The following is a 24,148-nucleotide window of genomic DNA, read 5'->3' as shown; positions in this document are numbered from 1 at the left end:
GCCGCCTAGAAAGCCGGCCCCGCCACCACCGCGATGGTGCCCGACACCGGAGTGCCGGAGCCGTCGCGGCGGGGATCACGCTCGGGCAGCGCGACCGGAGCACCCGCCGCCGTCGCCGCGCGGGCCGGAGCCGGCCCCGCCCAGGCAAACGCCAGGGCGTCCTCACCGCGCAGGAAGCGCTGGCAGCGCACCCCACCGGTGGCCCGCCCCTTCCGGGGGTACTGCTCGAACGGCGTGACCTTCCAGCTCGTGTGCTCCCCACCCGTCAGCGTCGCCGAGGCCGCCGCGACCGTGACCACCACCGCGTCCGCCGCCGGGTCCACCGCCGCGAACGACAGCACCCGCGCGCCGTCCGCGAGCTTCACCCCCGCCATGCCGCCCGCCGGGCGACCCTGCGGACGGACCTGCGAGGCCGGGTAGCGCAGCAACTGCGCGTCCGAGGTGATGAAGACCAAGTCCTCCTCGCCGGTGCGGAGTTCGACCGCACCGACCACCGCGTCACCCTCCTTGAGGGCGATCACCTCGAACTCGTCCTTGTTCGCGGGCCACTCCGGAACCACCCGTTTCACCACACCCTGCACCGTGCCCAGCGCCAGCCCCGGCGAGGACTCGTCCAGCGTGGTCAGCGCGATCACCCGCTCGCCGTCGTCCAACCGCAGGAACTCGCTCACCGCGGCGCCGCCCGCCAGGGACAGCGTCGGCGACGGCGGCAGCGCGGGCAGGTCGATCACTGGCAGCCGCAGCACCCGCCCGGCCGAGGTCACCACACCCACGTCACCCCGGGCCGTCGCCGAGACCGCCGAGACCACCACGTCGTGCTTGGCCCGCGACTCCGAGGGCTCGGCCGGTTCGCCGTCCGCCAGCCGGGCCAGCAGCCCGGTGGAGGAGAGCAGCACCCGGCACGGGTCGTCCGCGACCTCCAGCGGCACCGACAGCGTGGCGGCAGGCACCGCGCCCGCCTCCAGCAGCACCGTCCGCCGCTCGGTGCCGAACTGCTTGGCGACCGCCCCGAGTTCACCCGACACGACGTTGCGCAGCTTGCTGTCCGACTCCAGGATCTCGGTAAGCTCCGCGATCTCCGAGAGCAGCTTGGCCTGCTCCGCCTCCAGCTCCACGCGGTCGAAGCGGGTGAGCCGGCGCAGCGGCGTGTCCAGGATGTACGTCGTCTGGGTCTCCGACAGGGAGAAGCGCTCCATCAGGCGCTCCTTGGCCTGCGTCGCGTTCTCGCTCGACCGGATGATCGCGATGACCTCGTCGATGTCGACCAGCGCGACCAACAGACCCTCGACCAGGTGCAGCCGCTCCTGACGCTTGCGCCGACGGAAGTCGCTGCGCCGCCGCACCACCGTGAACCGGTGGTCGACGTAGACCTCCAGCAGCTCCTTCAGCCCGAGCGTCAGCGGCTGGCCGTCGACCAGCGCGACGTTGTTGATGCCGAAGGTCTCCTCCATCGGCGTCAGCTTGTAGAGCTGTTCGAGCAGCGCCTCCGGCACGAAGCCGTTCTTCACCTCGATGACCAGCCGCAGGCCGTGCGCGCGGTCCGTCAGGTCCTTCACGTCGGCGATGCCCTGGAGCTTCTTCGCGCCGACCAGGTCCTTGATCTTGGCGATCACCTTCTCCGGGCCGACCGTGTACGGCAGCTCGGTGACCACGATGCCCTTGCGCCGGGCCGTCACCGCCTCGATCGAGACCGTCGCCCGGATCTTGAAGGTGCCACGGCCCGACTCGTACGCGTCCCGGATGCCCGACAGCCCGACGATCCGACCGCCCGTCGGCAGGTCAGGGCCCGGCACGAACCGCATCAGGGTGTCGAGGTCCGCGTGCGGGTGCTTGATCAGGTGCCGGGCCGCGGCCACCACCTCGGAGAGGTTGTGCGGCGGCATGTTGGTCGCCATCCCGACCGCGATGCCGGACGCGCCGTTCACCAGCAGGTTCGGGAAGGCGGCGGGGAGCACGATCGGCTCCTGCTCGCTGCCGTCGTAGTTCGGCCCGAAGTCGACGGTGTCCTCGTGGATCGACTCCACCAGTGCCATCGAGGCCGCCGTCAGCCGCGACTCGGTGTACCGCATCGCGGCCGGCGGGTCGTCGTTGCCGAGCGAACCGAAGTTCCCGTGGCCGTCGATCAGCGGCAACCGCATCGAGAACGGCTGCGCCATCCGGACCACGGAGTCGTAGATCGAGGCATCACCGTGCGGGTGCAGACGGCCCATCACCTCGCCGACCACGCGGGCGCACTTCACGTGCGCGCGGTCGGGCCGCAGGCCCATCTCGTTGGCCTGGTAGAGGATCCGCCGGTGCACCGGCTTGAGGCCGTCCCTGGCGTCGGGCAGGGCACGGGAGTAGATGACCGAGTAGGCGTACTCCAGGAAGGAGCCCTGCATCTCGTCCACCACGTCCACATCGAGGATGCGCTCCTCGAAGTCTCCGGGCGGCGGGGTGGGCGAACTGCGGCGGGCCATCGCGGCGGGGCTCCCTTGCGTCTCTGACGGGTACTTCGGTAACTGTCCGGGCGGCTGCCGGGGTACGGCGCCCCCCATTGTGGACCCTCCCGCCCACAGCCTCGGTCAACCCCCTCCTCCTGACGCTACTTCCGCCCGTGGCGAACGCCCCGCTGGCGCGGGCACATCCGAGCGCCCCGCGCGTTGCACCACAATGAGGGAACGGCACTCCAGCCGCCCGGACCGACGACTCGAAGACGGGAAGGACCCAGCATGGCCAACCCGGCCCCCGCCTCCACCCGAGGCCTCGCCATCACCGAGCACCGCCTGGCCAACGGCCTGCGCGTGGTGCTCTCCGAGGACCACCTCACCCCGGTGACCGCCGTCTGCCTCTGGTACGACGTCGGCTCCCGCCACGAGGTGAAGGGGCGCACCGGCCTGGCCCACCTGTTCGAGCACCTGATGTTCCAGGGCTCGGCCAACGTGTCCAACAACGGCCACTTCGAACTGGTCCAGGGCGCCGGCGGCTCCCTCAACGGCACCACCAGCTTCGAGCGCACCAACTACTTCGAGACCATGCCCGCCCACCAACTGGAGCTCGCCCTCTGGCTGGAGGCCGACCGGATGGGCTCCCTGCTCGCCGCCCTCGACGACACCTCGATGGAGAACCAGCGCGACGTCGTCAAGAACGAGCGCCGCCAGCGCTACGACAACGTCCCGTACGGCACCGCCTTCGAGAAGCTCACCGCGCTCTCCTTCCCGGACGGCCACCCGTACCACCACACCCCGATCGGCTCGATGGCCGACCTGGACGCGGCCACCCTGGAGGACGCCCGGACGTTCTTCCGGACGTACTACGCGCCCAACAACGCCGTGCTCTCCATCGTCGGCGACCTCGACCCCGAGCAGACCATCGCCTGGGTCGAGAAGTACTTCGGCACCATCCCCGCCCACGACGGCAAGCAGCCGCCGCGCGACGGCGCCCTGCCCGAGGTGATCGGCGCGGAGATCCGCGAACTCGTCCAGGAGGACGTCCCCTCCCGGGCGTTGATGGCCGCCTACCGCCTGCCGCACGACGGCACCCGCGAGGCCGACGCCGCCGACCTGGCGCTCACCATCCTCGGCTCCGGCGAGTCCAGCCGTCTCTACAGCCGACTGGTCCGCCGCGACCGCACCGCCGTCACGGCCGGCTTCGGCCTGCTCCGCCTGGCCGGGGCCCCCTCGCTCGGCTGGCTCGACATCAAGACCTCCGGCGACGCCACCATCGAGCAGATCGAGACCGCCGTCGACCAGGAGCTCGCCCGGTTCGCCGCCGAGGGGCCCACCCCGGAGGAGCTCGAGCGCGCCCAGGCCCAGATCGAACGCGAGTGGCTCGACCGGCTCACCACTGTGGCCGGCCGCGCCGACGAACTCTGCCGCTTCGCCGTCCTGTTCGGCGACCCCAAGCTGCTCAACGAGGCGCTCGGCAAGGTCCTCGACGTCACCGCCGAAGAGGTCAAGGCGGTGGCCGCCGCCCGGCTGCGCCCCGACAACCGGGCCGTCCTGGTGTACGAGCCCACCACCACCGACGACGCTGCCGAGGGCGACGACGCCGCCGAGACCGAGGACGAGGAGGCGGCGGCATGACCGACCCCACCCCCACCATGACCTTCCACCCGCAGCCGGCCGCGGGCACCCCCAGCCCCTGGGCCTTCCCAGCCCCCGAGCGCACCACCCTGGCCAACGGCCTCACAGTGCTGCACTGCGACCGGCCCGGCCAGCAACTCGTCGCCGTCGAGATCCAGTTGGACGCCCCGCTGGCCGCCGAACCGGACGGCCTGGACGGCATCGCCAACATCCTCGCCCGCGCCCTCAGCGAAGGCACCGACACCCTCACCGCCGAGCAGTACGCCGGTGAGCTCGAGCGGGCCGGCGCCACCCTGGACGCGCACGCCGACCACCCCGGCATCCGGGTCTCCCTGGAGGTCCCGGCCTCCCGCCTGGAGCGCGGCCTCACCCTGCTCGCCGACGCCCTGCGCGCCCCCGCCCTCCCCGAGGACGAGATCGAGCGGCTGGTCGCCAACCGCCTCGACGAGATCGTCCACGAGCAGGCCAACCCGGCCCGCCGCGCCGCCAAGGCGCTCTACGCCACGCTCTTCGAGGAGGCCGACCGGCTCTCCCGCCCGCGCAGCGGCACCGCCGACACGGTCAAGAACATCACCCGGGCCGCCGTCCAGTCCTTCTACGTCGACCACGTCCGGCCCGCCACCGCCACCGCCGTGGTGGTCGGTGACCTGACCGGCCTCGACCTCGGCGCCCTGCTCGAAGCCACCCTCGGCAGCTGGACCGCCGCGCCCACCGCCCCCGGCGTGCACGCCCCGGTCACCGCCGACGACGCCGGACGGGTCGTCATCGTCGACCGCCCCGGCTCCGTCCAGACCCAGCTGCTGATCGGCCGGATCGGCCCGGACCGCCACGACCCGCTGTGGGCCGCCCAGATCCTCGGCACCTACTGCCTCGGCGGCACCCTCACCTCCCGCCTCGACCGCGTACTGCGCGAGGAGAAGGGCTACACGTACGGCGTCCGGGCCTTCGCCCAGCCGCTCCGCTCCAACGCCGAGGGCACCGGCCGCGCGCTGCTCGCCATCAGCGGCTCGGTGGACACCGCCTCCACCGCCCCCGCCCTGGCCGACACCTGGACCATCCTGCGCTCGCTGGCCGCCGAGGGCCTCACCGACGCCGAGCGCGAGGAGGCCGTCCAGTTCCTGGTCGGGGTCGCCCCGCTCAAGTACGAGACGGCCGGCTCGGTCGCCGCCACCCTGGCCGACCAGGTCGAGCAGTACCTGCCCGACGACTACCAGGCCGAGATCTACCGGCAGCTCGCCGCCCTCGACACCGCCGCCGCCACCGACGCCGTGGTCGCCGCCTTCCCGCCGGACCGGCTGGTCACCGTGCTGGTCGGCGACGCCTCCCAGTTCGCCGACGACGTGCGGGAGTTGGGGATCGGCGAGGTCACCGTCATCAGCTGACCCCGGTCGTTCGCGGTCGTTCCCGGCGGCCCGGCGGAGCACCAGCTCCGCCGGGCCGCCGCCGCTTTAATCCATTGCCGCAGTGTCGCCCCCTGTGGCTAGATTGCACCCGTCGCCCGGTCGGGCGGCCACACACAGGAGAGGAGGCGGTCACCATGCGGGTCGAGCGAACCAGCTCCCTCAGGCGACCGTGCTTCCCCTGTACCGCTCGCTGAGCCGAGCACCCCCGCCTTCCCCGAGCCACGCCGGAAGCTTCGCGCGGCACCCTCACTAAGCTTGGAACCAGCCGACCCCTGGAGGTCGTTCAGCATGTCGTACACCGAAGTCCCCGGCGTCCGGGTCCCGATCCGGATGTGGACCAACCCCTCGACGGTCGAGGGCCAGGCCATGCAGCAGCTGCGCAACATCAGCTCGCTCCCCTGGCTGCACGGCCTCGCCGTGATGCCCGACGTCCACCTGGGCAAGGGCGCCACCGTCGGCTCCGTCATCGCCATGAAGGGCGCGGTCTGCCCGGCGGCGGTCGGCGTCGACATCGGCTGCGGCATGAGCGCGGTGAAGACCTCGCTGACCGCCAAGGACCTCCCCGACGACCTGTCGCGCCTGCGGTCCAAGATCGAACAGGTCATCCCGGTCGGCCGTGGCCTGCACTCCGACCCGGTCGACCCGCGCAAGCTGCACGGCTTCCGGGCGGCGGGGTGGGACGACTTCTGGAGCCGCTTCGACGGCATCGCCGGCGAGGTGAAGTGGAAGCGCGAGCGGGCCGCCCAGCAGATGGGTTCGCTGGGCGGAGGAAACCACTTCGTGGAGGTATGTGTCGATACATCCGATTCGGTGTGGCTCATGCTGCACTCGGGTTCGCGGAACATCGGCAAGGAGCTCGCTGAGCACCACATGGGTGTCGCCCGCTCGCTTCCGCACAACCAGAACCTGGTCGACCGCGACCTCGCGGTCTTCATCTCGGACACCCCGCAGATGGCGGCCTACCGCAGCGACCTGTTCTGGGCGCAGGAGTACGCAAAGAACAACCGCGCGGTGATGATGGCGCTGTTCCAGGACATCGTCCGGCGCGAGTTCCCGAAGGCGAGGGTCGCCTACGACCAGGTGATCAGCTGCCACCACAACTACGTGTCCGAGGAGCGCTACGACGGGGTCGACCTGCTGGTCACCCGGAAGGGCGCGATCCGGGCCGGCTCGGGCGACTACGGCATCATCCCGGGCTCGATGGGCACCGGCTCGTACATCGTCCGTGGTCTCGGCAACGAGGCGGCGTTCAACTCGGCCTCGCACGGCGCCGGCCGGAAGATGAGCCGTACGGCGGCGAAGAAGAAGTTCACCGCGCAGGACCTGGCGGAGCAGACCAAGGGCGTCGAGTGCCGCAAGGACACCGGCGTCGTGGACGAGATCCCGGGCGCCTACAAGTCTATCGAGAAGGTCATGGAGCAGCAGCGTGACCTGGTCGAGGTGGTCGCCCAGCTCAAGCAGGTCGTCTGCGTGAAGGGCTGACCGCCACTCAGGGCCGGGGGTGCTGACGCATCCCCGGCCGTTCCGTGCCCAGAATGGGCGGCGTGGACTACCAGCAACTTCTGCACGACGTGATGGACACCGCCCTGCGCGCCCCCGAGCGCGGCCGCCCCGCCGACTACATCCCGGCGCTCGCCGTCGTCGATCCGACCGCGTTCGGGATGGCGATCGCTACGGTCGGCGGGGAGGTGTACGGGGCGGGGGACTGGGAGACGCCGTTCTCGGTGCAGAGCGTGTCGAAGCTGTTCACCCTCGCGCTGGCGTTGGCGGAGGGTGGGGACGACCTGTGGAAGCGGGTGGGGCGGGAGCCTTCCGGGAATCCGTTCAACTCGCTGGTGCAGTTGGAGACCGAGCACGGGATTCCGCGCAATCCGTTCATCAACGCGGGGGCGCTGGTGGTGACGGACCGGCTGCTGGAGCTGACCGGGGACGCGGTGGGGGCGGTGCGGGACTTCCTGCGGGCGGAGTCGGGGAACCCGACGATCGAGGTGGACGACGCGGTGGCCTCCTCGGAGGCGCGGCACGGGCATCGGAACGCGGCGCTGGCCCACTTCATCGCCAGCTACGGGAACCTCCGCAACCCGGTCGACAGCGTGCTGGCGCACTACTACGCGCACTGCGCGATCGCCGCCAGCTGCCGCGACCTGGCGCTGGTGGGACGGTTCCTGGCCTCGCACGGCGTCCGCGCGGACGGTTCGCGGCTGTTGACCCGCAGCGAGGCGAAGCGGGTGAACGCGGTGCTGCTCACCTGCGGGACGTACGACGCGGCAGGGGAGTTCGCGTTCCGGGTCGGACTGCCGGGCAAGAGCGGTGTGGGCGGCGGGATCCTCGCCGTCCTGCCGGGGCGCGGCGCGGTCTGCGTCTGGGGCCCGGGGCTGGACCAGGCCGGGAACTCGGTCCTGGGGGTGGCGGCACTGGATGCGCTGACCACCGCGACCGGCTGGTCGGTGTTCTGAGTCCGATCCGAGCGCGCTGAAGGGGTGCACCGGAGTTCCCGGTGCACCCCTTCAGCAGGGCGGTCAGGCGGCGGGAAGCTGGTCCAGGCCCTCCTGGACCAGCTTGGCCAGGCGGTCCAGCGCCTGGTCCGCGCCCTCGGCGTCGGAGGCCAGGATCACGGTGTCGCCGCCCTGGGCGCCGAGGGCGAGCAGGGCCAGCATGGAGGCGGCGTTGACCGGGTTGCCGCCCTCCTTGGCGATGGTGACGGGCACGCCGACGGCGGTCGCCGCGCGGACGAAGACCGAGGCGGGACGGGCGTGCAGGCCCTCGGGCCAACCGATGGTGACGCGGCGCTCAGCCATGAGACGTGCCTTTCAGGTGGTGCTGGTGGAGCCATGTTGTCTAGACCAGTGTGCCATGCGAACGTGACCAGCGAACCGGGCCTGCGTACCGGGCCTGCGAACCGGGTGGTCGCGCCGCCCCGGGCCGCTTCGGCGGCCGAGCTCCCACCCTGACCCGCCGACCGGCCCCGCGCCACGCGGCTCGCCGCCCCACCGCCGCCCCACCGCCGCCCCACCGCTGCCCGACCGCCGGGGTGACGGCCGACGCGACGACCGCGCGCGACCGGTCCGCCTGAGCGCTCGAACGTCTAACCTGACGCTGTGGAAGACCCCGCGCCGCACCGCGACGAGCACAGCTACCCCCAGCACTGGGAGGCCGACGTCCTGCTGCGTGACGGCGGCACGGCCCGGATCAGGCCGATCACCGAGGCCGACGCCGACCGGCTGGTCGAGTTCTACGAACGGGTCTCCGACCAGTCCAAGTACTTCCGCTTCTTCGCGCCCTACCCCCGGCTCTCCGACCGGGACGTCCGCCGCTTCACCCACCACGACTACGTGAACCGGGTCGGCCTGGCGGTGGTGGTCAGGGACAGGTTCATCGCGACCGTCCGGTACGACCGGATCGACCCGGACGGGCGGCCGTCGACCACCGGCACCGACGCCGAGGTGGCCTTCCTGGTGCAGGACGCGCACCAGGGCCGGGGCGTGGCCTCCGCGCTGCTGGAGCACATCGCCGCCGTCGCCCAGGAGCGCGGCATCCGCCGGTTCACCGCCGAGGTGCTGCCGGAGAACCGCAAGATGGTGAAGGTCTTCACCGACGCGGGCTACACCCAGCAGCGCTCCTACGCCGACGGCGTCGTGCACCTGGAGTTCGACCTGGAGCCCACCGACTCTTCGCTGGCCGTCATGCGGGCCCGCGAGCACCGCGCCGAGGCCCGCTCGGTGCAACGGCTGCTGACGCCCCGTTCGGTCGCGGTGATCGGGGTGTCCCGGAACCCGCAGTCGGTCGGCCGGGCGCTGCTGCGCAACCTCCGGGGCTTCGACGGCGAGCTGTACGCGGTGAACCGCAACGCCCCGCCCGGCACCGACATCGACGGCGTGCCGACCCACCGCTCGGTGCTGGAGATCCCCGGCCCGGTCGACCTGGCGGTGATCGCGGTGCCCGCCACCGCCGTGCCGGGCACCGTCGCGGACTGCGGCGCGCACGGCGTGCAGGGCCTGGTGGTGGTCACCGCCGGTTACGCCGAGACGGGCCCCGAGGGGCGGGACCGCCAGCGCGCGCTGGTCCGGCAGGCCAGGGCGGCCGGGATGCGGGTGATCGGCCCGAACGCGTTCGGCCTGCTGAACACCGACCCCGAGCACCCGCTGAACGCCTCGCTCGCCCCGGTTCTGCCCGCGCGCGGCCCGTTCGGCCTGTTCTGCCAGTCCGGCGCGATCGGCGTCGCCCTGCTGGAGGCCGCCCACCGCCGGGGTCTCGGCGTCTCCTCGTTCGCCTCGGTCGGCAACCGGGCCGACGTCTCCGGCAACGACTGGCTGCAGTACTGGGAGGAGGACCCGGCCACCGAGGTGGTGCTGCTCTACCTGGAGTCCTTCGGCAACCCGCGCAAGTTCACCCGCATCGCCCGCAGGCTGGCCGCCACCAAGCCGGTCGTGGTGATCAAGGGCGCCAGGCACACCGGCAGCCTGCCGCCCGGCCACGCCGTCCAGCCCGCCGCCAGCCGGCTCCGCGACGCCACCGTGGACGCGCTGTTCCAGCAGGCCGGCGTGGTGCGGGTGGAGACCATCACCGAGCTGTACGACGTGGGCGAGCTGCTGGCCCACCAGCCGCTGCCGTCCGGCGACCGGGTGGCCGTGGTCGGCAACTCCGACTCGCTCGGGCTGCTCACCCACGACGCGCTGCTCAGCGCCGGGCTGCACCCGCGCTCCCCGGTCGACCTGACCACCGGCGCCACCGGCGAGAACTTCCGGATCGCGCTGGACACCGCGCTCACCGACCCCGCGATCGATGCGGTGATCGCGGTGGCCATCCCGCCGATCGCGGCCCAGGGCCCGACCCCCGACCTGGGCGCGGACGAGCCCGAGTTCGCCGACGCGCTGCTCGAATCCTCCGGCCGGGCGCGGGAGTTGGGCAAGCCGCTGCTGCTCGCCCACCTGGCGCTGACCGAGCTGCCCGAGCGGCTCCGGGCCGGCGGCATCCCCGCCTACCCGGCCCCCGAACGGGCGGTGCACGCGCTGGCCCACGCGGTCAGGTACGCCGACTGGCGCCGCCGTACCGCCGCGGCGGAGCAGACCGCCCGGGTGCCCGAGCTGGGCCGGATCGCCGAGGCCGAGGCCCGCGCCCTGGTGGAGGCCGCCCTGCAGCCCCGTACCGCCGTCGCCGCCAGGACCCAGCCCGGGGGCGCCCGCATCACCCTCCCCGACGCGGAGGCCGCCGCGCTGCTCGGCCACTACGGCATCGACGTGCACCCCGCGCTGCCCGCTCCCGACGAGGAGAGCGCGCTGCGGGCCGCCGCCACGCTCGGCTACCCCGTGGTGCTCAAGGCCACCGCCGAGCACCTGCGGCACCGCCCCGACCTGGGCAGCGTCCGGCTCGACCTGACCGGCGAGCCCGGGCTGCGACGGGCCTTCCGGGAGCTGGACGCGCTGCTGGGCGGCGCGGCCAGGGCGGCCCTGGTGGTGCAGCGGCTCGCCCCGCGCGGGGTGGACACTGTGATCGGCGCCACCGTGGACCCGGCGGTCGGCGCGATCCTCTCCTTCGGCCTGGCCGGCGCCCCGGCCGAGCTGCTCGGCGACGTCGCGCACCGGCTGATCCCGGCCACCGACCAGGACGTGGCCGCGCTGATCCGGGAGGTGCGGGCCGCCCCGCTGCTGTTCGGCTGGCGCGGCGCGGAGCCGGTCGACACCGCCGCGCTGGAGGAGCTGCTGCTCCGGGTGTCCCGGCTGGTGGACGACCTGCCCGAGGTCGCCTCGGTGGACCTGGAACCGGTGGTGGTGGCCCCGAACGGCCTTGCGGTGCTGGCGGCCAGGGTGCGGATCGCGCCCCTCCCGGTACGAAGCGATCTGGGGCCGCGTGCCATGAGCACCCTGTAACCTTCCTTGGTTGCGTCCGACAGCGGACGCCCTCGGCAGAAGCTCGGCGCAGTGCCGCCCGCTTCGTCCGCGGGACATGCCAGGATGGAGCTATGGCGAAGACCGGTACCACGACCACGCAGGACCTGCGCTCGGCGATCGAGCGCAGTGGCTACTACCCGGCGCTGGTCTCCGAGGCTGTGGAGTCCGCGGTGGGCTCCGAGCCGATCGTCTCCTACCTGGTCCACCAGGAGACCACCTTCGACGCCAACGAGGTCCGCCGGCACGTCACGGTGCTGGTGCTGACCTCCTCCCGGTTCGTGGTCAGCCACACCGACGAGCAGAACGGCGACGCCGCGACCCCGGTGCCGTACGCGACCACCTCGACGGAGTGCGTCCGGCTCGACCGGATCGGTTCGGTGGTGCTCAGCCGGATGGTGGCCAACCCGGAGACGTACACCCCCGGCACGCTGCCGCGCGAGGTGGTGCTCACCATCGGGTGGGGTGCCGTGCAGCGGATCGACCTGGAGCCGGCCGGCTGCTCGGACCCGAACTGCGAGGCCGACCACGGCTACACCGGTTCGGCCACCGCCGACGACCTGTCGCTGCGGGTCAGCGAAGCGGGTGACGGTCCCGAGACGGTCGCCCAGTCCCTGGTCTTCGCCCGGGCGCTGTCCGAGGCCACCATCGCCAACCGGGGCTGACGCGCTCTCATGACCACGCATCTCGGGTACGAGGCCTTCGAGATCCTCGACCCCTCCGACGCGCCTGCCCCGCACTACGGCACCGGTTCGCTGGCCGACCTGCTGCCCGCCGTGGCGGCCGGTCTCGGCGTGCCCGGGTTCGAGAGCGGGCTGTCGCTCGCCCCGGCGGACCGGGTCTGCGTCTTCCTGGTGGACGGTCTCGGCTGGGAGCTGATCAAGCGCCACCCGGAGTACGCGCCCTTCCTCAACTCGCTGATCAACGGCGGCGGCCGCTCGATCACGGCCGGTTTCCCGTCCACCACGGCGACCTCGCTGGCCTCGGTCGGCACCGGCCTGCCGCCCGGTCTGCACGGCCTGGCCGGGTACACCGTCGCGGTGCCGGGCAGCAACCAGCTGATGAACCAGCTGCGCTGGCAGCCGCCGCTCCCGCCGAAGGTCTGGCAGCCGTACCCGACCGTCTTCCAGCGGGTGCACGAGGCCGGGGTGGCCACCGCGCAGGTCTCCTCACCGCTGTTCGCGCAGACCCCGCTCACCCAGGTGGCGCTCTCCGGCGGCACCTTCCTCGGCCGCACCACCGGCGAGGAGCGGATGGACCTGGCCGCCCAGTGGCTGGCCGATCACGACCGGGCGCTGGTCTACACGTACGTCAGCGAACTCGACGGTGCGGGCCACCGGTTCGGGGTCGACTCGGACGAGTGGCGGATGATGCTGGACAAGGTGGACCGGCTGGCCAAGCGCCTCGCCGAGCAGCTCCCGCCGCGTTCGGCGCTGTACGTCACCGCCGACCACGGCATGATCGACATCACCCCCGAGGACCGGATCGACTTCGACGAGGACTGGGAGCTGAGCGCGGGCGTCGCCCTGCTCGGCGGCGAGGGCCGGGCCAGGCACGTGTACGCGGTGCCCGGGGCGGCCTCCGACGTCTTCACGGTCTGGAGCGAGGTGCTCGGGGACCGGATGTGGGTCGCCACTCGGGACCAGGCGATAGCCGCGGGCTGGTTCGGCCCGACGGTGGACGAGCGGGTGTACCAGCGGATCGGCGACGTGGTCGCGGCCGCCCGCGACGACATCGCGGTGATCGCCTCCCGCAGCGAGCCCGGTGAGTCCTCGATGATCGGCCTGCACGGCTCGATGACCCCGGTCGAGCAGATCGTGCCGCTGCTCGAAGTCCGTGCCTGAACCGCTCCACGACCGAAAGGCCCCTGCCCCACCCATGGCTGAACTGGTGTTCTTCTCGGGCACGATGGACTGCGGCAAGTCGACGCTCGCGCTCCAACTCGACCACAACCACGCCGCCCGCGGCCGCCGGGGCATCATCTTCTCCCGGCACGACCGGGCCGGGGCCTCCACCATCTCCAGCCGCCTCGGCCTGCGGGCCGAAGCGGTGGAGGTGACCGACGGCTTCGACTTCCACGCGCACGTGGTGCAGCTGCTCTCGTCCGGCGGCCGGGTGGACTACCTGATCTGCGACGAGGCCAACTTCTACACCTCCGAGCAGGTGGACCAGCTGGCCCGGGTGGTCGACGAACTCTCCATCGACGCCTTCACGTTCGGTATCACCACCGACTTCCGCACCAAGCTCTTCCCCGGCTCGCAGCGGCTGGTCGAGCTGGCCGACCGGGTCGAGGTGCTCCAGGTCGAGGCCCTCTGCTGGTGCGGCGCCCGGGCCACCCACAACGCCCGCACGGTGGGCGGCGTCATGGTGGTCGAGGGCGCCCAGGTGGTGGTCGGGGACATCGCCAAGAACGAGGGCGAGGTCGGCTACGAGGTCCTCTGCCGCCGCCACCACCGCCGCCGGCTCACCGCCGCCACCGCCCGCGCCTCGGTCCTCTCCCCGGACGTCCTGCCCTTCGGTGACGGCAACCACCGGACCTGAGCCGTCGGCCCACGGTGCACCGGCAGGGGCTCGGGGCGCTGCTGAGGTGCGGCTCCGCCGCGCGGGCGACGCCGACCTCGCGCACGATGACGCGCCTGTCAGCTCCCCGCCCGAGCGCCCGGCAGGGTCCGTACCGCCCGGCTAGAGCGCAGCCCCGACCACCGAGAAGCGCCCGCCCTGCGGGTCGGCCAGCCGGGCCACCCGGCCCCGCTCGGTGTCGTGCGGGGCCACCAGCACCCGGCCACCCAGCCGCTCCGCCTGAGTCGCCGTCAGATCCGGGTCCGCGACGGTGAAGTGCACCCGCCAGCGCGGCGGCCCGTCCCGCAGGTCGCCCGGGCGGACGGTGCGCTCGACCCCGGGGCCGAAGACCGTGTCGTAGAAGGCGTCGGCCTCGCGGTCCGGGGTGAGCAGTTCGGCCCAGGCCGGTGCGCCCGGCACGTTCCGCACGTCCCAGCCGTGGTGCTGCTCGCCCTGCCAGAGGCCGAAGACCGCGCCCGCGATGTCCGAGGCGATCGCCAGCCGGCCGGCGTCCGCGGCCTGCAGCGGTCCGACCGCCACGGTGCCGCCGCACTCGCGGATCCGCTGCGCCACGTCGTCCGCCTGGTCCACCGCGAAGTACGTGGTCCACTCGACCGGGTGGCCGGTGCCCAGCGGCTGGTCCCCCAGACCGGCCACCTTCGCCCCGTTCAGGGTAGCCCGGACGTAGACCCCGAGCTGGCTCGGTCCGGGCCCGAACTCCCAACCGAGCAGAGCGCGGTAGAACGTCTTGGCACCCTCCAGGTCGTCCGTCATCAGGCTTACCCAGCAGGGCGTGCCCTGGGCCACTCGGGCCTTCACCGCGGTCATGCGGACCTCCTCGGGAGCGCGTCGCAGAGGAATGGTTCCACTGCCGACGGCGTGCCTACCTGACATACCCCGGCGAGCCGTGCAAAGACCAGACAAAGAGCGGAGTTGTGCGGGAACAATAGGGGTATGACCACTTCCCCCCTGATCACGGTCGCCGAGCTGGCCGCCGAACTCGCCACCGATCGGCCGCCGGTCCTGCTGGACATCCGCTGGCAGCTGGGCGGTCCGGCGGGCGCCGAGGAGTACGCGGCCGGGCACCTGCCGGGCGCTCACTTCCTGGCTCTGGACGAGGAGTTGGCCGCCCCGCCCGGCGCCGGGGGACGGCACCCGCTGCCGGACGTCGAGGTGTTCGGCGCGGCGCTGCGCCGCGCGGGCGTCCGGGGCGACCGTGCGGTGGTGGTGTACGACGCGGGTCCGGCCACCGCGGCGGCCCGGGCCTGGTGGCTGCTGTGCTGGGCCGGGCACACCGACGTCCGGGTGCTGGACGGGGGCCTGGCGGCCTGGCTGGCGGCCGGGCAGCCCCAGTCGGTGGAGCAACCGGCGGTCGAGCCGGGGGACTTCAAGCCGCAGCCTGGCGCATTGCCGACGGTGGACGCCGCCGGGGCGGCCGAACTGGCCCGTACCGGGCTGCTGTTGGACGCCCGGGCGGGCGAGCGCTACCGGGGCGAGGTCGAGCCGATCGACCCGAGGGCCGGTCACATCCCCGGTGCGGTGAGCGCGCCCACCACGGAGAACGTGGCCGCAGACGGGCGCTTCCTGCCGTCGGCCGTGCTGGCCGAGCGGTTCCGCGCGCTGGGCGTGGACGGGGCGACGGAGGTCGGGGTCTACTGCGGCTCCGGCGTCACGGCGGCGCACCAGCTGCTGGCCTTGACCGTCGCGGGGTACCCGGGGTTCACGCTCTACCCGGGCTCGTGGAGCGAGTGGTGCGCCGACCCGGCGAACCCGGTGGCGACCGGCGCGTGAACAGGTGACGGTGGGTCGGGCGGTGCCCGACCCACCGGCTCATTCCTGCTTCTTGCGGCGGCTGCCGAAGACGATCTCGTCCCAGCTGGGCACCGTGGCGCGCCGGCCGGGCCGGACCCCGTCCGCCTCGGCCTGCCGGTCGGTGGTGCCGACCAGCCGCTCCCGGTGCGGGGCGACCGCCCGCGGCATCAGGATGTCCGCGTACGCCGATCCGGCACCGACACTGGCCGCCGGGGCGACCTGCTCCTCGGTCTCCTCCGGCTCCTCGGCGATCACCGGCTCCGCCACGGGGACGGAGAGGTCGCCGCGGTAGGCGGGCACCACGTCGAGGAGGCTGGTGAGCGAGTCCCGGTTCTCGGCCGTCGCCTCCCGGACCTCCCTGACCTCGCGGGCCTCCCTGGCCTCGCGCGCCATGATCCGGTCGGGCAGGGCGGGCCGCTCGATCATCGGGCGGGCCGGCCGGTCCTGGGGGAGCCGGGCGATCCGCGGGATGAACGGGAAGACCTGCTCCTCCTCGCGCTCGACGTTCTCGCCGATCAGCGCGCGGGCCTCGTCGTCGTTCGGCTGCACCAGGCGGCGCGGTGGGTCGTACGTCCAGCTCGCGCTGCGGCTCTCGCCGTCGGCGCGGTAGGAGAGGAAGACCTCCCAGGTGCCGTCGTCCCGGCGCCAGGAGTCCCAGGCCTCGGCGTCCTTCTCGGCACCTCGCAGGGCCAGCCGCTCCGCGACCGCCTCGCCGAGCTGGGGGCCGGTGGACTCGCCGTGCCGACGGATCGCGGTCTTCCGTGCCCGCTCGGCCATGAAGGCGCGCTCGGCCAGCACCGGACCCTCGAAGCGCCGGACCCGGTCCACCGAGATGCCCGCCGCCTGCGCGACCTCCTCAGCGGAGGCACCGGCTCGTATCCGGGCCTGGATGTCACGGGGGCGGAGGTGGCTCTCGACCTCGATCTCGATCTGGCCGAGGCGCGGACGGTCCCCGCGGATGGCGGCGCGCAGCCGCTCGTCGATGGGGAGGGTGTACTCCGTGCTGTCGGCAGCCTTGAGCACCAGCCGTGTGCCGTCGTTGCTGACGGCCACGACGCGCAGTTCGGGCACGGTTACCTCCCGGGTGGTGCCTGCCGACGTCACCTGCGTCGCTGCTCCCGTACTGAGTGTGGCCTGCCCACTCGCGACTGGCCACAACCTTGCAGAGTTACTCGGCGTGTCGGGCTTTCGCCCGGCCCTGCCGTTGTGGCACGGTTGCCTGTTTGCCACGTCGTCGGTCGACGCTGCGCCCGGGATGCCCCGGCCGCCGTCTGATGGACAGTCGGCACTGATGACCGAAGGCTCAGGCTTCACGAACAGTACTCCATTCGTGGCATCCAGAGGGGCGGCTCGCCGCTCAAGTCTCCCGCGATTCACGGGAATCTCAAGGGTGGGCACTCCAATGGCCGACCGTCGATCAGTGCGCGGTGATCATCTTCACATATATCGACCGCCGAGAACCAGATTTTCGACCGTTGTGTCCTTCTTTGTGCAACATAGAGGGACTTTTCCTGATCCGAGCCGTACCGACCGAGGGATGTTGATGCCCCAGCAGCGCGCACCGCAGGACCTCGCCGAACGGTCCGAGAGCGAGCGGAAGCAGATCGACCTGAGTGTGGCTCAGGTGGCGGCGAGCGCCCTGGCGACCATCGTCGGCGCGCTGCTCGCCTCCGAGCTCGGCGTCTACGGCACCATCATCGGCGCGGCGGTGGTCAGCATCGGCGCCACCACCGGCAGCGCCGTCCTCCAGCACCTGTTCCGGCGCGGGGGCGAGCACCTGCGTCTGGCCGTCGACCGCACGGACCGGCAGCCGCTTCCGGCGGAGAGCGTCGGACTCTCCTCCGAATGGAACGCGCCCCGGACCGTCCGGGCCAGGCGGCGGTGGACCTGGAAGTCCCGGCTGGCCGTCTCGGGACTGGTCTTCGCGCTGGCGATGGCGCCGATCCTGGCCTTCGAGCTGATGACGGGTCAGCCGGTGGCCGCCACCGTGAAGGGGGACACCGGGGCCGGGACCTCGCTCGGCGGTTCGGTGGAGCAGAAGCCGGCCGTGCCACCGCCCTCCGCGCCCAGCCCCTCAGACCCGTCGAGCCCGTCCCCGTCGCCCGGCAGGCCGAGCCCGACGCCGTCCACCACACCCTCCGGCACTCCCTCGGGTACGCCGTCCGGATCTCCGTCCCCGACGCCCTCCGGTACGCCTTCGGGTTCACCCTCCGCCACGCCGTCGGGCACGCCGTCCAGCACGCCGACCGCTTCGGCCGCCACCCCCTCGGGCGCCGCCGCGACCCCCGGCGGTACGCCCTCGCCCTGACGGCGGGTCAGTCGCCCAGCACCCGGCGCAGGTAGTCGTTGGCGAACAGCCGGTCCGGGTCCACCTTGTCGCGCAGCGCGGTGAAGTCCTCGAAGCGCGGGTACACCGAGGCCAGGTACTCCGCGTCCCTGGTGTGCAGCTTCCCCCAGTGCGGGCGGCCCTGGTGAGCGGTCATCAGCTTCTCCACCTCGGTGAAGTAGCCCTGCTCGGCGGTGCCCCGGTAGAGGTGCACGGCGATGTAGACGCTGTCCCGGCCGTTGGCGGTGGAGAGCCACAGGTCGTCGGCGGGAGCCACCCTGACCTCCACCGGGAAGCTGATCCGCCAGTCCGAGCGCTCGACCAGCGCCTTGAGCTCGCGGAGCACCGTGGTGGCCGCCGCGCGCGGGACGGCGTACTCCATCTCGATGAACCGCACCTTGCGCGGGCTGGTGAACACCTTGTACGCGGTGTCGGTGTACGTCCGCTCCGACCAGGCCCGGCTGGCCAGCTGGGCGATCGTCGGAATGGCGGCGGGGAACCGTCGGCCGACCTGGCAGGCGCCCTCCCAGACCGTGTTGGAGAGGAAGTCGTCGTCCAGCCAGGACTTGAACCTGGGCAGCGGCGCGGCCGGGCCCTGGCTCCGGTTGTTCCGCTTCACCGAGCAGCGGTCGGTGTGCGGGAACCAGTAGAACTCGAAGTGCTCGTTCACCGCCGTGAGGTCGTCGAAGGCGGACAGCACCTCCTCGAAGCCCATCGGCCGCTCGTGCGCCGTCAGCAGGAACGCGGGCTCCACGCCGAAGGTCAGTGCGGTGACCACGCCGAGCGCGCCGAGCCCGAGCCGAGCGCCCTGGAACAACTCGGCGTTCTCGGTCGGTGAGCACTGCCGGACGCTGCCGTCCGCGAGCACGATCTCGACCGCCCGGATCTGCGCGGCCAGCGAACCGGACTCCCGGCCGGTGCCGTGCGTACCGGTGCTGGTGGCCCCGGCGACGGTCTGCACCTCGATGTCGCCCATGTTGGTCAGCGACAGCCCGGCGCTCTCCAGCAACCGGTTCAGCTTCCACAGCGGCAGTCCTGACTCGACCGTCACCGTGCCGGCCGCGCGGTCCAGCTCTCGCACGGCGGTCAGCCCGTCGGGCCGGAGCAGCACGCCGTCACCGGCCGACGCGATGGAGGTGAACGAGTGTCCTGAGCCGACCGCCTTGACCGTCCGGCCCTGCTCGGCCGCCTGCCTGAGCACCTCGCCGACCTGCTCGACCGAGGCGGGCGCAACCGCCCGGCTGGGCCGGGCGCTCTGGTTCCCGGCCCAGTTCCGCCAGCCGTCCGATGTGCCCTGAGCCATGGCGCCGCCTCCTGCTCCGGGGCCAACGGCACCCGTACGTACCGGTGAGTAGGGGGAGCGTAGCCACTCGACCCCCGTAGGTCTACGGGGTGCTCAGTCGTTCACGGTCAGGGGCTTCCGGCGGTGCGGCGTCGCGTCTCAGGCAGCCGTGGCCAACCCGCCGCGCAGGCGCGACAGCCCGGCGAACGACACCGCCATACCGAACGTCGCGGCGGTGAGCGGCACCCAGTACCCCACCGCGGCCCCCTCGGCGTCGACCACCACCCCCGCCAGCGAGGAACCGAGCGCCACCCCGAGCGCCAGCCCGGTGGTGGTCCAGGTCATGCCCTCGGTGAGCTTGGCGGCCGGGATCAGCCGCTCGACCAGCGCCATCGCGGTGATCAGCATCGGCGAGATGGCGAACCCGGCCACGAACAGTGCGGCGCTGATCGCGAACAGCGCGCCCACGCCGTGCACCAGCTGTCCCACCAGCAGCAGCGGCACCATGCTGGCCGCCATCACCGCCGCCCCGGCCGGGAAGCGGGTGGCCATCGAACCCTTCAGCTTGAGCGTCCCGAAGATCACCCCGGCCAGGCAGGAGCCCAGCGCGTACACCGCGAGGATCAGCCCGGTCACGCTCTCGTGCCCCTGCTCCTTGGCGAACGCCAGCGTGACCACCTCGACCGAGCTGAACACCGCGCCGGTCGCCACGAAGGTCACCACCAGCACCTGCAGCCCACCCGAGAGGATCGCCGAGCCGCCGGCGTGGTGCTCGGCCGCGTGGACCGGCGGCTCGGTCCGCCGCTGGGCGGTGAACAGCAGGACGCCCACGGTCAGGAAGACGCCCGCCATCATGACCCCGGCCTCCGGGAAGACGCTGGTGGCCAGGGTGATGGAGAGAATCGGGCCGATGATGAAGCAGATCTCGTCCACCACCGCCTCGAATGAGTACGCGGTGTGCAGCTTGGGCGACCCGTTGTAGAGATACGCCCAGCGGGCCCGGACCATCGAGCCGGTGCTCGGCATCACGCCCATGCCGAACGCGCAGACGAACAGCGTCCAGGTCGGCGCGCCGGACCGGGCGCAGAGCAGCAGCCCGACCGCCGCCAGCACGGTGATCGCGGTCGCGGGCAGTGTCACCCGGCGCTGCCCGTGCCGGTCCACCAGCCAGGAGACCGCCGGACCGAGCACCGCCGCCGCACCCGCCATGGTGCCCGACACCCCGGCGGCCAGACCGTACGAGCCGCGCAGCTCGGACAGCATGGTCAGGATGCCGATGCCGGTCATCGAGATCGGCATCCGGGCGATGAAGCCGGAGAGGGAGAAGGCCAGGCTGCCGGGGGCGGCGAAGATCTGGCGGTAGCTGGACAGCAAGGGGGCTCCGCAGGTTACGCGTAAGGAACATGGGTGGCAGACACAGCTTACGTATTCGGGCAACGGAATTTCCGGTCCGGACTTCACCCGGAGTGCGGTGCTGTTGGTGGCAGGATCGGAACCATGCCCGACTCGCACTCCCTCACCCACCCTGCCGCCACTGCGGACCCGGCGCCCTTCGACGCCCTCCTGCTGCTCTCCTTCGGCGGGCCCGAGGCCCCCGAGGACGTGGTGCCGTTCCTGGAGAACGTCACCCGGGGCCGGGGCATCCCGAAGGAACGGCTGGCCGAGGTCGGCAAGCACTACTTCCTGTTCTGCGGGGTCAGCCCGATCAACGAGCAGAACCGCGAACTGCTCGCCGCGCTCCGCAAGGACTTCGCCGGGCACGGCCTCGACCTGCCGGTCTACTGGGGTAACCGGAACTGGGCGCCGTACCTGACCGACACCCTGCGCGAGATGGCCACCGACGGCCACCGCCGGATCCTGGTGCTGGCCACCAGCGCCTACGCCGGGTACTCGGGCTGCCGCCAGTACCGGGAGAACCTGGCCGACGCGCTGGCCACGCTGGCCGAGGAGGGGCTGCCGGCCCTGGAGGTCGCCAAGCTCCGGCACTTCTACAACCACCCCGGCTTCGTCGGCCCGATGGTCGACGCCACCCTGGCCGCACTCGCCGAGCTTCCCGCCGGGGTGCGCGACGGCGCGCAGCTCGCCTTCACCACCCACTCGATCCCGGACGCCATGGCCGAGACCTCGGGCGCCCCCGACGACCCGGCCCGTGGCACCCCTGGCGGCGCGTACGTCGCCCAGCACCTGGAGGTGGCCCGGCTGGTCGCGGCGGCGGTGGCCGAGGCCACCGGGGTGACCGACCGCCCCTGGGAGCTGGTCTTCCAGAGCCGCAGCGGCGCCCCGCACATCCCCTGGCTCGAACCGGACATCTGCGAGCACCTGGAGTCGCTGAAGGAGTCCGGGGCGCAGGCCGCGGTGATGGTGCCGATCGGCTTCGTCTCCGACCACATGGAGGTCAAGTACGACCTCGACACCGAGGCGACCGCCAAGGCGGCCGAGCTCGGCCTGCCGGTCAGCCGGGCCGCCACCGTCGGCGCGGATCCCCGGTTCACCGCGGCGGTCCGGGAGCTGGTGCTGGAGAGGGCGGCCACCGAACGCGGAGCGACCGTGGAGCGCTGCGCGCTGGGGGCCCTCGGTCCGAGCCACGACGTGTGCGCGGTGGCCTGCTGCCCCAACCCGCGCGCCCCGCGCCCCGCCGCCGCCCAGCTCTGACGCCCCGTCACCCCTCCGGAAGGAAACCCCGTGCCCGACCCCGCGCTGCTCGACGAACTACTCGACGTCGCCCTGGAGGCCGCCGGACGGGCCGGCACCCTGCTCCGCGACGGCCGCCCCGCCGACCTCGGCGTGGCCGCCACCAAGAGCAGCCCGGTCGACGTGGTCACCGAGATGGACCTCGCGTCCGAGAAGCTGATCCTGGAACTGATCAACACCCGCCGCCCCGAGGACGGCTACCTCGGCGAGGAGGGCGCCGACCAGGCGGGCACCAGCGGCGTCCGCTGGGTGGTCGATCCGCTCGACGGCACCGTCAACTACCTGTACGGACTGCCCTCCTGGGGCGTCAGCGTGGCCGCCGAACTGGACGGACGGGCGGTGGTCGGCGTGGTTGCCGTCCCCGCCCGGGACGAACTGTTCCAGGCGGTGATCGGCCGGGGCGCCCACCTGAACGGGGCACCGATCCGCTGCCGTCCGGCCCCGCCCTGGGGCCAGGCCCTGGTGGGCACCGGCTTCAACTACGTCCAGTCCGTCCGGGTCCGCCAGGCCGAGGTGCTGCTCGCCCTGATGCCCGAGGTCCGCGACATCCGCCGGGGCGGCGCCGCCGCGGTCGACCTCTGCGACGTGGCCGCGGGCCGCCTCGACGCCTTCTACGAACGCGGCCTGCACCCCTGGGACCGCGCCGCCGGCGCCCTGATCGCCGCCGAGGCGGGCGCTCCCACCAGTGGCCCCGAGGGCCTCACCTGCACCGCCCCGCCCGGCACCCACGAGCGCCTGCTGGAGCGCCTCACGGCTCTCGGCGCCTGAGCCACTTCCACGGGCGACGTCCAGCCCTCGGCGCGTACCGCCGGGAGAACGTGCAGAAGCCCTGGCACGGGGGAGTGCCAGGGCTTGGTGGTGCGACTGCAAGTTCGTTCAGGCGGCGGCGCGGTGCATCTCGCGGACCGGGTCGATGCCGTGTTCGGCGGCGAGCCTCCGCAGGTCGTCCAGTTCGGACTGTTCGACCTCGGCGAGGAACTCGTCACCGGACTCGAGAGCGCGGTGCAGATCTGCTTCGGCGTTCCTTATGCGCTGAATGATGCCGGCGGTGAAGGCGTCCATTCTGGCCCCCTTGCTTGGTCGGTCGGGCACGGTCCGGCGTTCCCCGGTCCAGGCTTCGGTGCCAACGGAAATGCCCCAGCCGGTGGTGCTGCCCGACTGGTGCGGTGACGGCGTGAACCGTCCGGTGGACTTCGAGACCCGGGCCGGTGCGGATGAACGCACGGCGGGTGGTGACTGCGATCGGCGCTGCGGCACGATCGCCGGTGTGAACCTGTCCTCCCCACCCCCGGCGGCGGGAAACCTCACTCACCGAGAAAGTTGCCCGTGTCACAGTCCGTTCGCGGAACCGATTCCGGTCGGCCACACCGCTTACCGGTGCTTTACCGGTCCACCAGGCAGGATGTAGTTACCGTCGGACTGGGGTGCCCGACCTCGGCCACTGCTGGAGAAGGGACAACCACCTTGCGGGTTCTCGTTGTGGAGGACGAGCAACTGCTCGCCGAAGCCGTCGCCACCGGCCTGCGCCGCGAGGCGATGGCCGTCGACGTGGTCTACGACGGCGAGGCCGCGCTGCAGCGGATCTCGGTCAACGACTACGACGTGGTGGTGCTGGACCGCGACCTCCCGCTGGTCCACGGCGACGACGTCTGCCGCAGCATCGTGGAGCAGGGCCTCGCCACCCGCGTCATCATGCTGACCGCCTCCGGCGACATCAGCGACCGGGTCGAGGGCCTGGAGATCGGCGCCGATGACTACCTGCCGAAGCCCTTCGCGTTCAGCGAGCTGGTGGCCCGGGTCCGGGCGCTCGGCCGCCGCGCGACCGTCCCGCTGCCGCCGGTGCTGGAGCGGGCCGGGATCTCGCTGGACCCGGGCCGCCGCGAGGTGCTCCGGGACGAGAAGCCGGTCCAGCTGGCGCCCAAGGAGTTCGCGGTGCTGGAGGTCCTGATGCGGGCCGGCGGCGCGGTGGTCTCGGCCGAGCAGCTGCTGGAGAAGGCCTGGGACGAGCACACCGACCCGTTCACCAACGTGGTCCGGGTCACCGTGATGACCCTGCGCCGCAAGCTCGGCGACCCCGCCGTGATCGTCACCGTGCCGGGCTCCGGCTACCGGATCTGAGCCCCCGG

Annotated in this window: 20 protein-coding genes; 13 read left to right on the top strand and 7 right to left on the bottom strand. The window is 72.6% G+C overall.

Features of this window, described 5'->3' with window-relative positions:
- Nucleotides 1–5 precede the first annotated feature (5 nt).
- Nucleotides 6–2,459: a DNA gyrase/topoisomerase IV subunit A gene (locus tag ACKUU6_RS10150; protein WP_407988164.1), complete on the bottom strand. Its 2,454-nt coding sequence runs from the start codon at nt 2,457–2,459 to the stop codon at nt 6–8.
- A 252-nt stretch (nt 2,460–2,711) separates the two neighbouring features.
- On the opposite strand from ACKUU6_RS10150, the gene ACKUU6_RS10145 reads away from it, so the two are divergent.
- The 4 genes from ACKUU6_RS10145 to ACKUU6_RS10130 all read left to right on the top strand — a co-directional run bounded on the left by ACKUU6_RS10145 (nt 2,712) and on the right by ACKUU6_RS10130 (nt 7,923).
- Entirely contained in the window at nt 2,712–4,064 is a 1,353-nt protein-coding gene (locus ACKUU6_RS10145) for a M16 family metallopeptidase (RefSeq protein ID WP_407988163.1), read from the top strand.
- A complete protein-coding gene (locus ACKUU6_RS10140) occupies nt 4,061–5,446 on the top strand; it encodes a M16 family metallopeptidase (RefSeq protein ID WP_407988162.1) in 1,386 nt (461 codons plus the stop codon). The genes ACKUU6_RS10145 and ACKUU6_RS10140 overlap by 4 nt, the downstream gene beginning before the upstream one ends.
- Before the next feature lie 309 nt (nt 5,447–5,755).
- Entirely contained in the window at nt 5,756–6,949 is a 1,194-nt protein-coding gene (locus ACKUU6_RS10135) for an RtcB family protein (RefSeq protein ID WP_407988161.1), read from the top strand.
- Between the two features lie 53 nt (nt 6,950–7,002).
- A complete protein-coding gene (locus ACKUU6_RS10130) occupies nt 7,003–7,923 on the top strand; it encodes a glutaminase (RefSeq protein ID WP_407988160.1) in 921 nt (306 codons plus the stop codon).
- Between the two features lie 63 nt (nt 7,924–7,986).
- Here the strand turns inward: ACKUU6_RS10130 and ACKUU6_RS10125 are convergent, their stop codons facing one another.
- Nucleotides 7,987–8,265, bottom strand: coding sequence for an HPr family phosphocarrier protein (locus tag ACKUU6_RS10125; RefSeq protein ID WP_407988159.1), 279 nt, complete (start codon nt 8,263–8,265; stop codon nt 7,987–7,989).
- Nucleotides 8,266–8,565: 300 nt separating this feature from the next.
- Between ACKUU6_RS10125 and ACKUU6_RS10120 the strand changes: the two genes are divergently transcribed.
- The 4 genes from ACKUU6_RS10120 to ACKUU6_RS10105 all read left to right on the top strand — a co-directional run bounded on the left by ACKUU6_RS10120 (nt 8,566) and on the right by ACKUU6_RS10105 (nt 13,893).
- A complete protein-coding gene (locus ACKUU6_RS10120; RefSeq protein ID WP_407988158.1) occupies nt 8,566–11,334 on the top strand; it encodes a GNAT family N-acetyltransferase in 2,769 nt (922 codons plus the stop codon).
- A 92-nt stretch (nt 11,335–11,426) separates the two neighbouring features.
- On the top strand, nt 11,427–12,017 hold the full coding sequence (locus ACKUU6_RS10115) for a DUF5998 family protein (protein ID WP_184913544.1): 591 nt from the start codon (nt 11,427–11,429) through the stop codon (nt 12,015–12,017).
- A gap of 9 nt (nt 12,018–12,026) precedes the next feature.
- On the top strand, nt 12,027–13,196 hold the full coding sequence (locus ACKUU6_RS10110) for an alkaline phosphatase family protein (RefSeq protein ID WP_407988157.1): 1,170 nt from the start codon (nt 12,027–12,029) through the stop codon (nt 13,194–13,196).
- 34 nt (nt 13,197–13,230) lie between these two features.
- Entirely contained in the window at nt 13,231–13,893 is a 663-nt protein-coding gene (locus ACKUU6_RS10105) for a thymidine kinase (RefSeq protein WP_407988156.1), read from the top strand.
- Between the two features lie 141 nt (nt 13,894–14,034).
- Here the strand turns inward: ACKUU6_RS10105 and ACKUU6_RS10100 are convergent, their stop codons facing one another.
- Nucleotides 14,035–14,739 (bottom strand): VOC family protein, encoded by a 705-nt coding sequence (locus ACKUU6_RS10100; protein WP_407988154.1) that lies wholly within the window; start codon nt 14,737–14,739, stop codon nt 14,035–14,037.
- A gap of 126 nt (nt 14,740–14,865) precedes the next feature.
- Between ACKUU6_RS10100 and ACKUU6_RS10095 the strand changes: the two genes are divergently transcribed.
- The gene (locus tag ACKUU6_RS10095; protein ID WP_407988153.1) at nt 14,866–15,702 is read left to right on the top strand and encodes a sulfurtransferase; all 837 of its coding nucleotides are present in this window, start codon (nt 14,866–14,868) and stop codon (nt 15,700–15,702) included.
- Between the two features lie 39 nt (nt 15,703–15,741).
- Here the strand turns inward: ACKUU6_RS10095 and sepH are convergent, their stop codons facing one another.
- Nucleotides 15,742–16,827 (bottom strand): septation protein SepH, encoded by a 1,086-nt coding sequence (gene sepH / locus ACKUU6_RS10090; protein ID WP_407988152.1) that lies wholly within the window; start codon nt 16,825–16,827, stop codon nt 15,742–15,744.
- Between the two features lie 439 nt (nt 16,828–17,266).
- Between sepH and ACKUU6_RS10085 the strand changes: the two genes are divergently transcribed.
- Complete coding sequence (locus ACKUU6_RS10085; RefSeq protein WP_407988151.1) at nt 17,267–18,031, top strand: hypothetical protein; 765 nt, start codon at nt 17,267–17,269, stop codon at nt 18,029–18,031.
- A gap of 7 nt (nt 18,032–18,038) precedes the next feature.
- On the opposite strand, the gene ACKUU6_RS10080 is transcribed toward ACKUU6_RS10085, so the two are convergent.
- Together ACKUU6_RS10080 and ACKUU6_RS10075 are read right to left on the bottom strand one after the other, a co-directional pair.
- Nucleotides 18,039–19,352, bottom strand: a complete 1,314-nt coding sequence (locus ACKUU6_RS10080; RefSeq protein WP_407988150.1) for a D-arabinono-1,4-lactone oxidase — start codon at nt 19,350–19,352, stop codon at nt 18,039–18,041.
- Nucleotides 19,353–19,490: 138 nt separating this feature from the next.
- Nucleotides 19,491–20,705 carry an MFS transporter gene (locus tag ACKUU6_RS10075; RefSeq protein WP_407988149.1) on the bottom strand — a complete coding sequence of 405 codons (1,215 nt, stop codon included), beginning with the start codon at nt 20,703–20,705 and terminating at the stop codon, nt 19,491–19,493.
- Between the two features lie 123 nt (nt 20,706–20,828).
- On the opposite strand from ACKUU6_RS10075, the gene ACKUU6_RS10070 reads away from it, so the two are divergent.
- Both ACKUU6_RS10070 and ACKUU6_RS10065 read left to right on the top strand, forming a co-directional pair.
- Complete coding sequence (locus ACKUU6_RS10070) at nt 20,829–21,983, top strand: ferrochelatase (protein ID WP_407988148.1); 1,155 nt, start codon at nt 20,829–20,831, stop codon at nt 21,981–21,983.
- A 30-nt stretch (nt 21,984–22,013) separates the two neighbouring features.
- A complete protein-coding gene (locus tag ACKUU6_RS10065; RefSeq protein ID WP_407988147.1) occupies nt 22,014–22,790 on the top strand; it encodes an inositol monophosphatase family protein in 777 nt (258 codons plus the stop codon).
- 108 nt (nt 22,791–22,898) lie between these two features.
- On the opposite strand, the gene ACKUU6_RS10060 is transcribed toward ACKUU6_RS10065, so the two are convergent.
- Nucleotides 22,899–23,084, bottom strand: coding sequence for a hypothetical protein (locus ACKUU6_RS10060; protein ID WP_057229287.1), 186 nt, complete (start codon nt 23,082–23,084; stop codon nt 22,899–22,901).
- 402 nt (nt 23,085–23,486) lie between these two features.
- Between ACKUU6_RS10060 and ACKUU6_RS10055 the strand changes: the two genes are divergently transcribed.
- The gene (locus ACKUU6_RS10055; RefSeq protein ID WP_350673972.1) at nt 23,487–24,140 is read left to right on the top strand and encodes a response regulator transcription factor; all 654 of its coding nucleotides are present in this window, start codon (nt 23,487–23,489) and stop codon (nt 24,138–24,140) included.
- Nucleotides 24,141–24,148: the final 8 nt, after the last annotated feature.

It is taken from the genome of Kitasatospora sp. CMC57, from assembly GCF_045866025.2.
GTDB lineage: Bacteria > Actinomycetota > Actinomycetes > Streptomycetales > Streptomycetaceae > Kitasatospora.
The sequence above is the reverse complement of the archived record's forward strand: the minus strand, read 5'-3'. Positions and strand labels throughout refer to the sequence as shown.

Excerpts from the sequence above, each read along its gene's own strand:
- ACKUU6_RS10115 (WP_184913544.1), top strand. The coding sequence starts at position 11,427 with ATGGCGAAGACCGGTACCACGACCACGCAGGACCTGCGCTCGGCGATC.
- ACKUU6_RS10060 (WP_057229287.1), bottom strand. The coding sequence starts at position 23,084 with ATGGACGCCTTCACCGCCGGCATCATTCAGCGCATAAGGAACGCCGAA.
- ACKUU6_RS10095 (WP_407988153.1), top strand. The coding sequence starts at position 14,866 with ATGACCACTTCCCCCCTGATCACGGTCGCCGAGCTGGCCGCCGAACTC.
- ACKUU6_RS10125 (WP_407988159.1), bottom strand. The coding sequence starts at position 8,265 with ATGGCTGAGCGCCGCGTCACCATCGGTTGGCCCGAGGGCCTGCACGCC.
- ACKUU6_RS10140 (WP_407988162.1), top strand. The coding sequence starts at position 4,061 with ATGACCGACCCCACCCCCACCATGACCTTCCACCCGCAGCCGGCCGCG.
- ACKUU6_RS10135 (WP_407988161.1), top strand. The coding sequence starts at position 5,756 with ATGTCGTACACCGAAGTCCCCGGCGTCCGGGTCCCGATCCGGATGTGG.
- ACKUU6_RS10150 (WP_407988164.1), bottom strand. The coding sequence starts at position 2,459 with ATGGCCCGCCGCAGTTCGCCCACCCCGCCGCCCGGAGACTTCGAGGAG.
- ACKUU6_RS10145 (WP_407988163.1), top strand. The coding sequence starts at position 2,712 with ATGGCCAACCCGGCCCCCGCCTCCACCCGAGGCCTCGCCATCACCGAG.
- ACKUU6_RS10085 (WP_407988151.1), top strand. The coding sequence starts at position 17,267 with ATGCCCCAGCAGCGCGCACCGCAGGACCTCGCCGAACGGTCCGAGAGC.
- ACKUU6_RS10100 (WP_407988154.1), bottom strand. The coding sequence starts at position 14,739 with ATGACCGCGGTGAAGGCCCGAGTGGCCCAGGGCACGCCCTGCTGGGTA.
- ACKUU6_RS10130 (WP_407988160.1), top strand. The coding sequence starts at position 7,003 with ATGGGCGGCGTGGACTACCAGCAACTTCTGCACGACGTGATGGACACC.
- ACKUU6_RS10070 (WP_407988148.1), top strand. The coding sequence starts at position 20,829 with ATGCCCGACTCGCACTCCCTCACCCACCCTGCCGCCACTGCGGACCCG.
- ACKUU6_RS10110 (WP_407988157.1), top strand. The coding sequence starts at position 12,027 with ATGACCACGCATCTCGGGTACGAGGCCTTCGAGATCCTCGACCCCTCC.
- ACKUU6_RS10080 (WP_407988150.1), bottom strand. The coding sequence starts at position 19,352 with ATGGCTCAGGGCACATCGGACGGCTGGCGGAACTGGGCCGGGAACCAG.
- ACKUU6_RS10105 (WP_407988156.1), top strand. The coding sequence starts at position 13,231 with ATGGCTGAACTGGTGTTCTTCTCGGGCACGATGGACTGCGGCAAGTCG.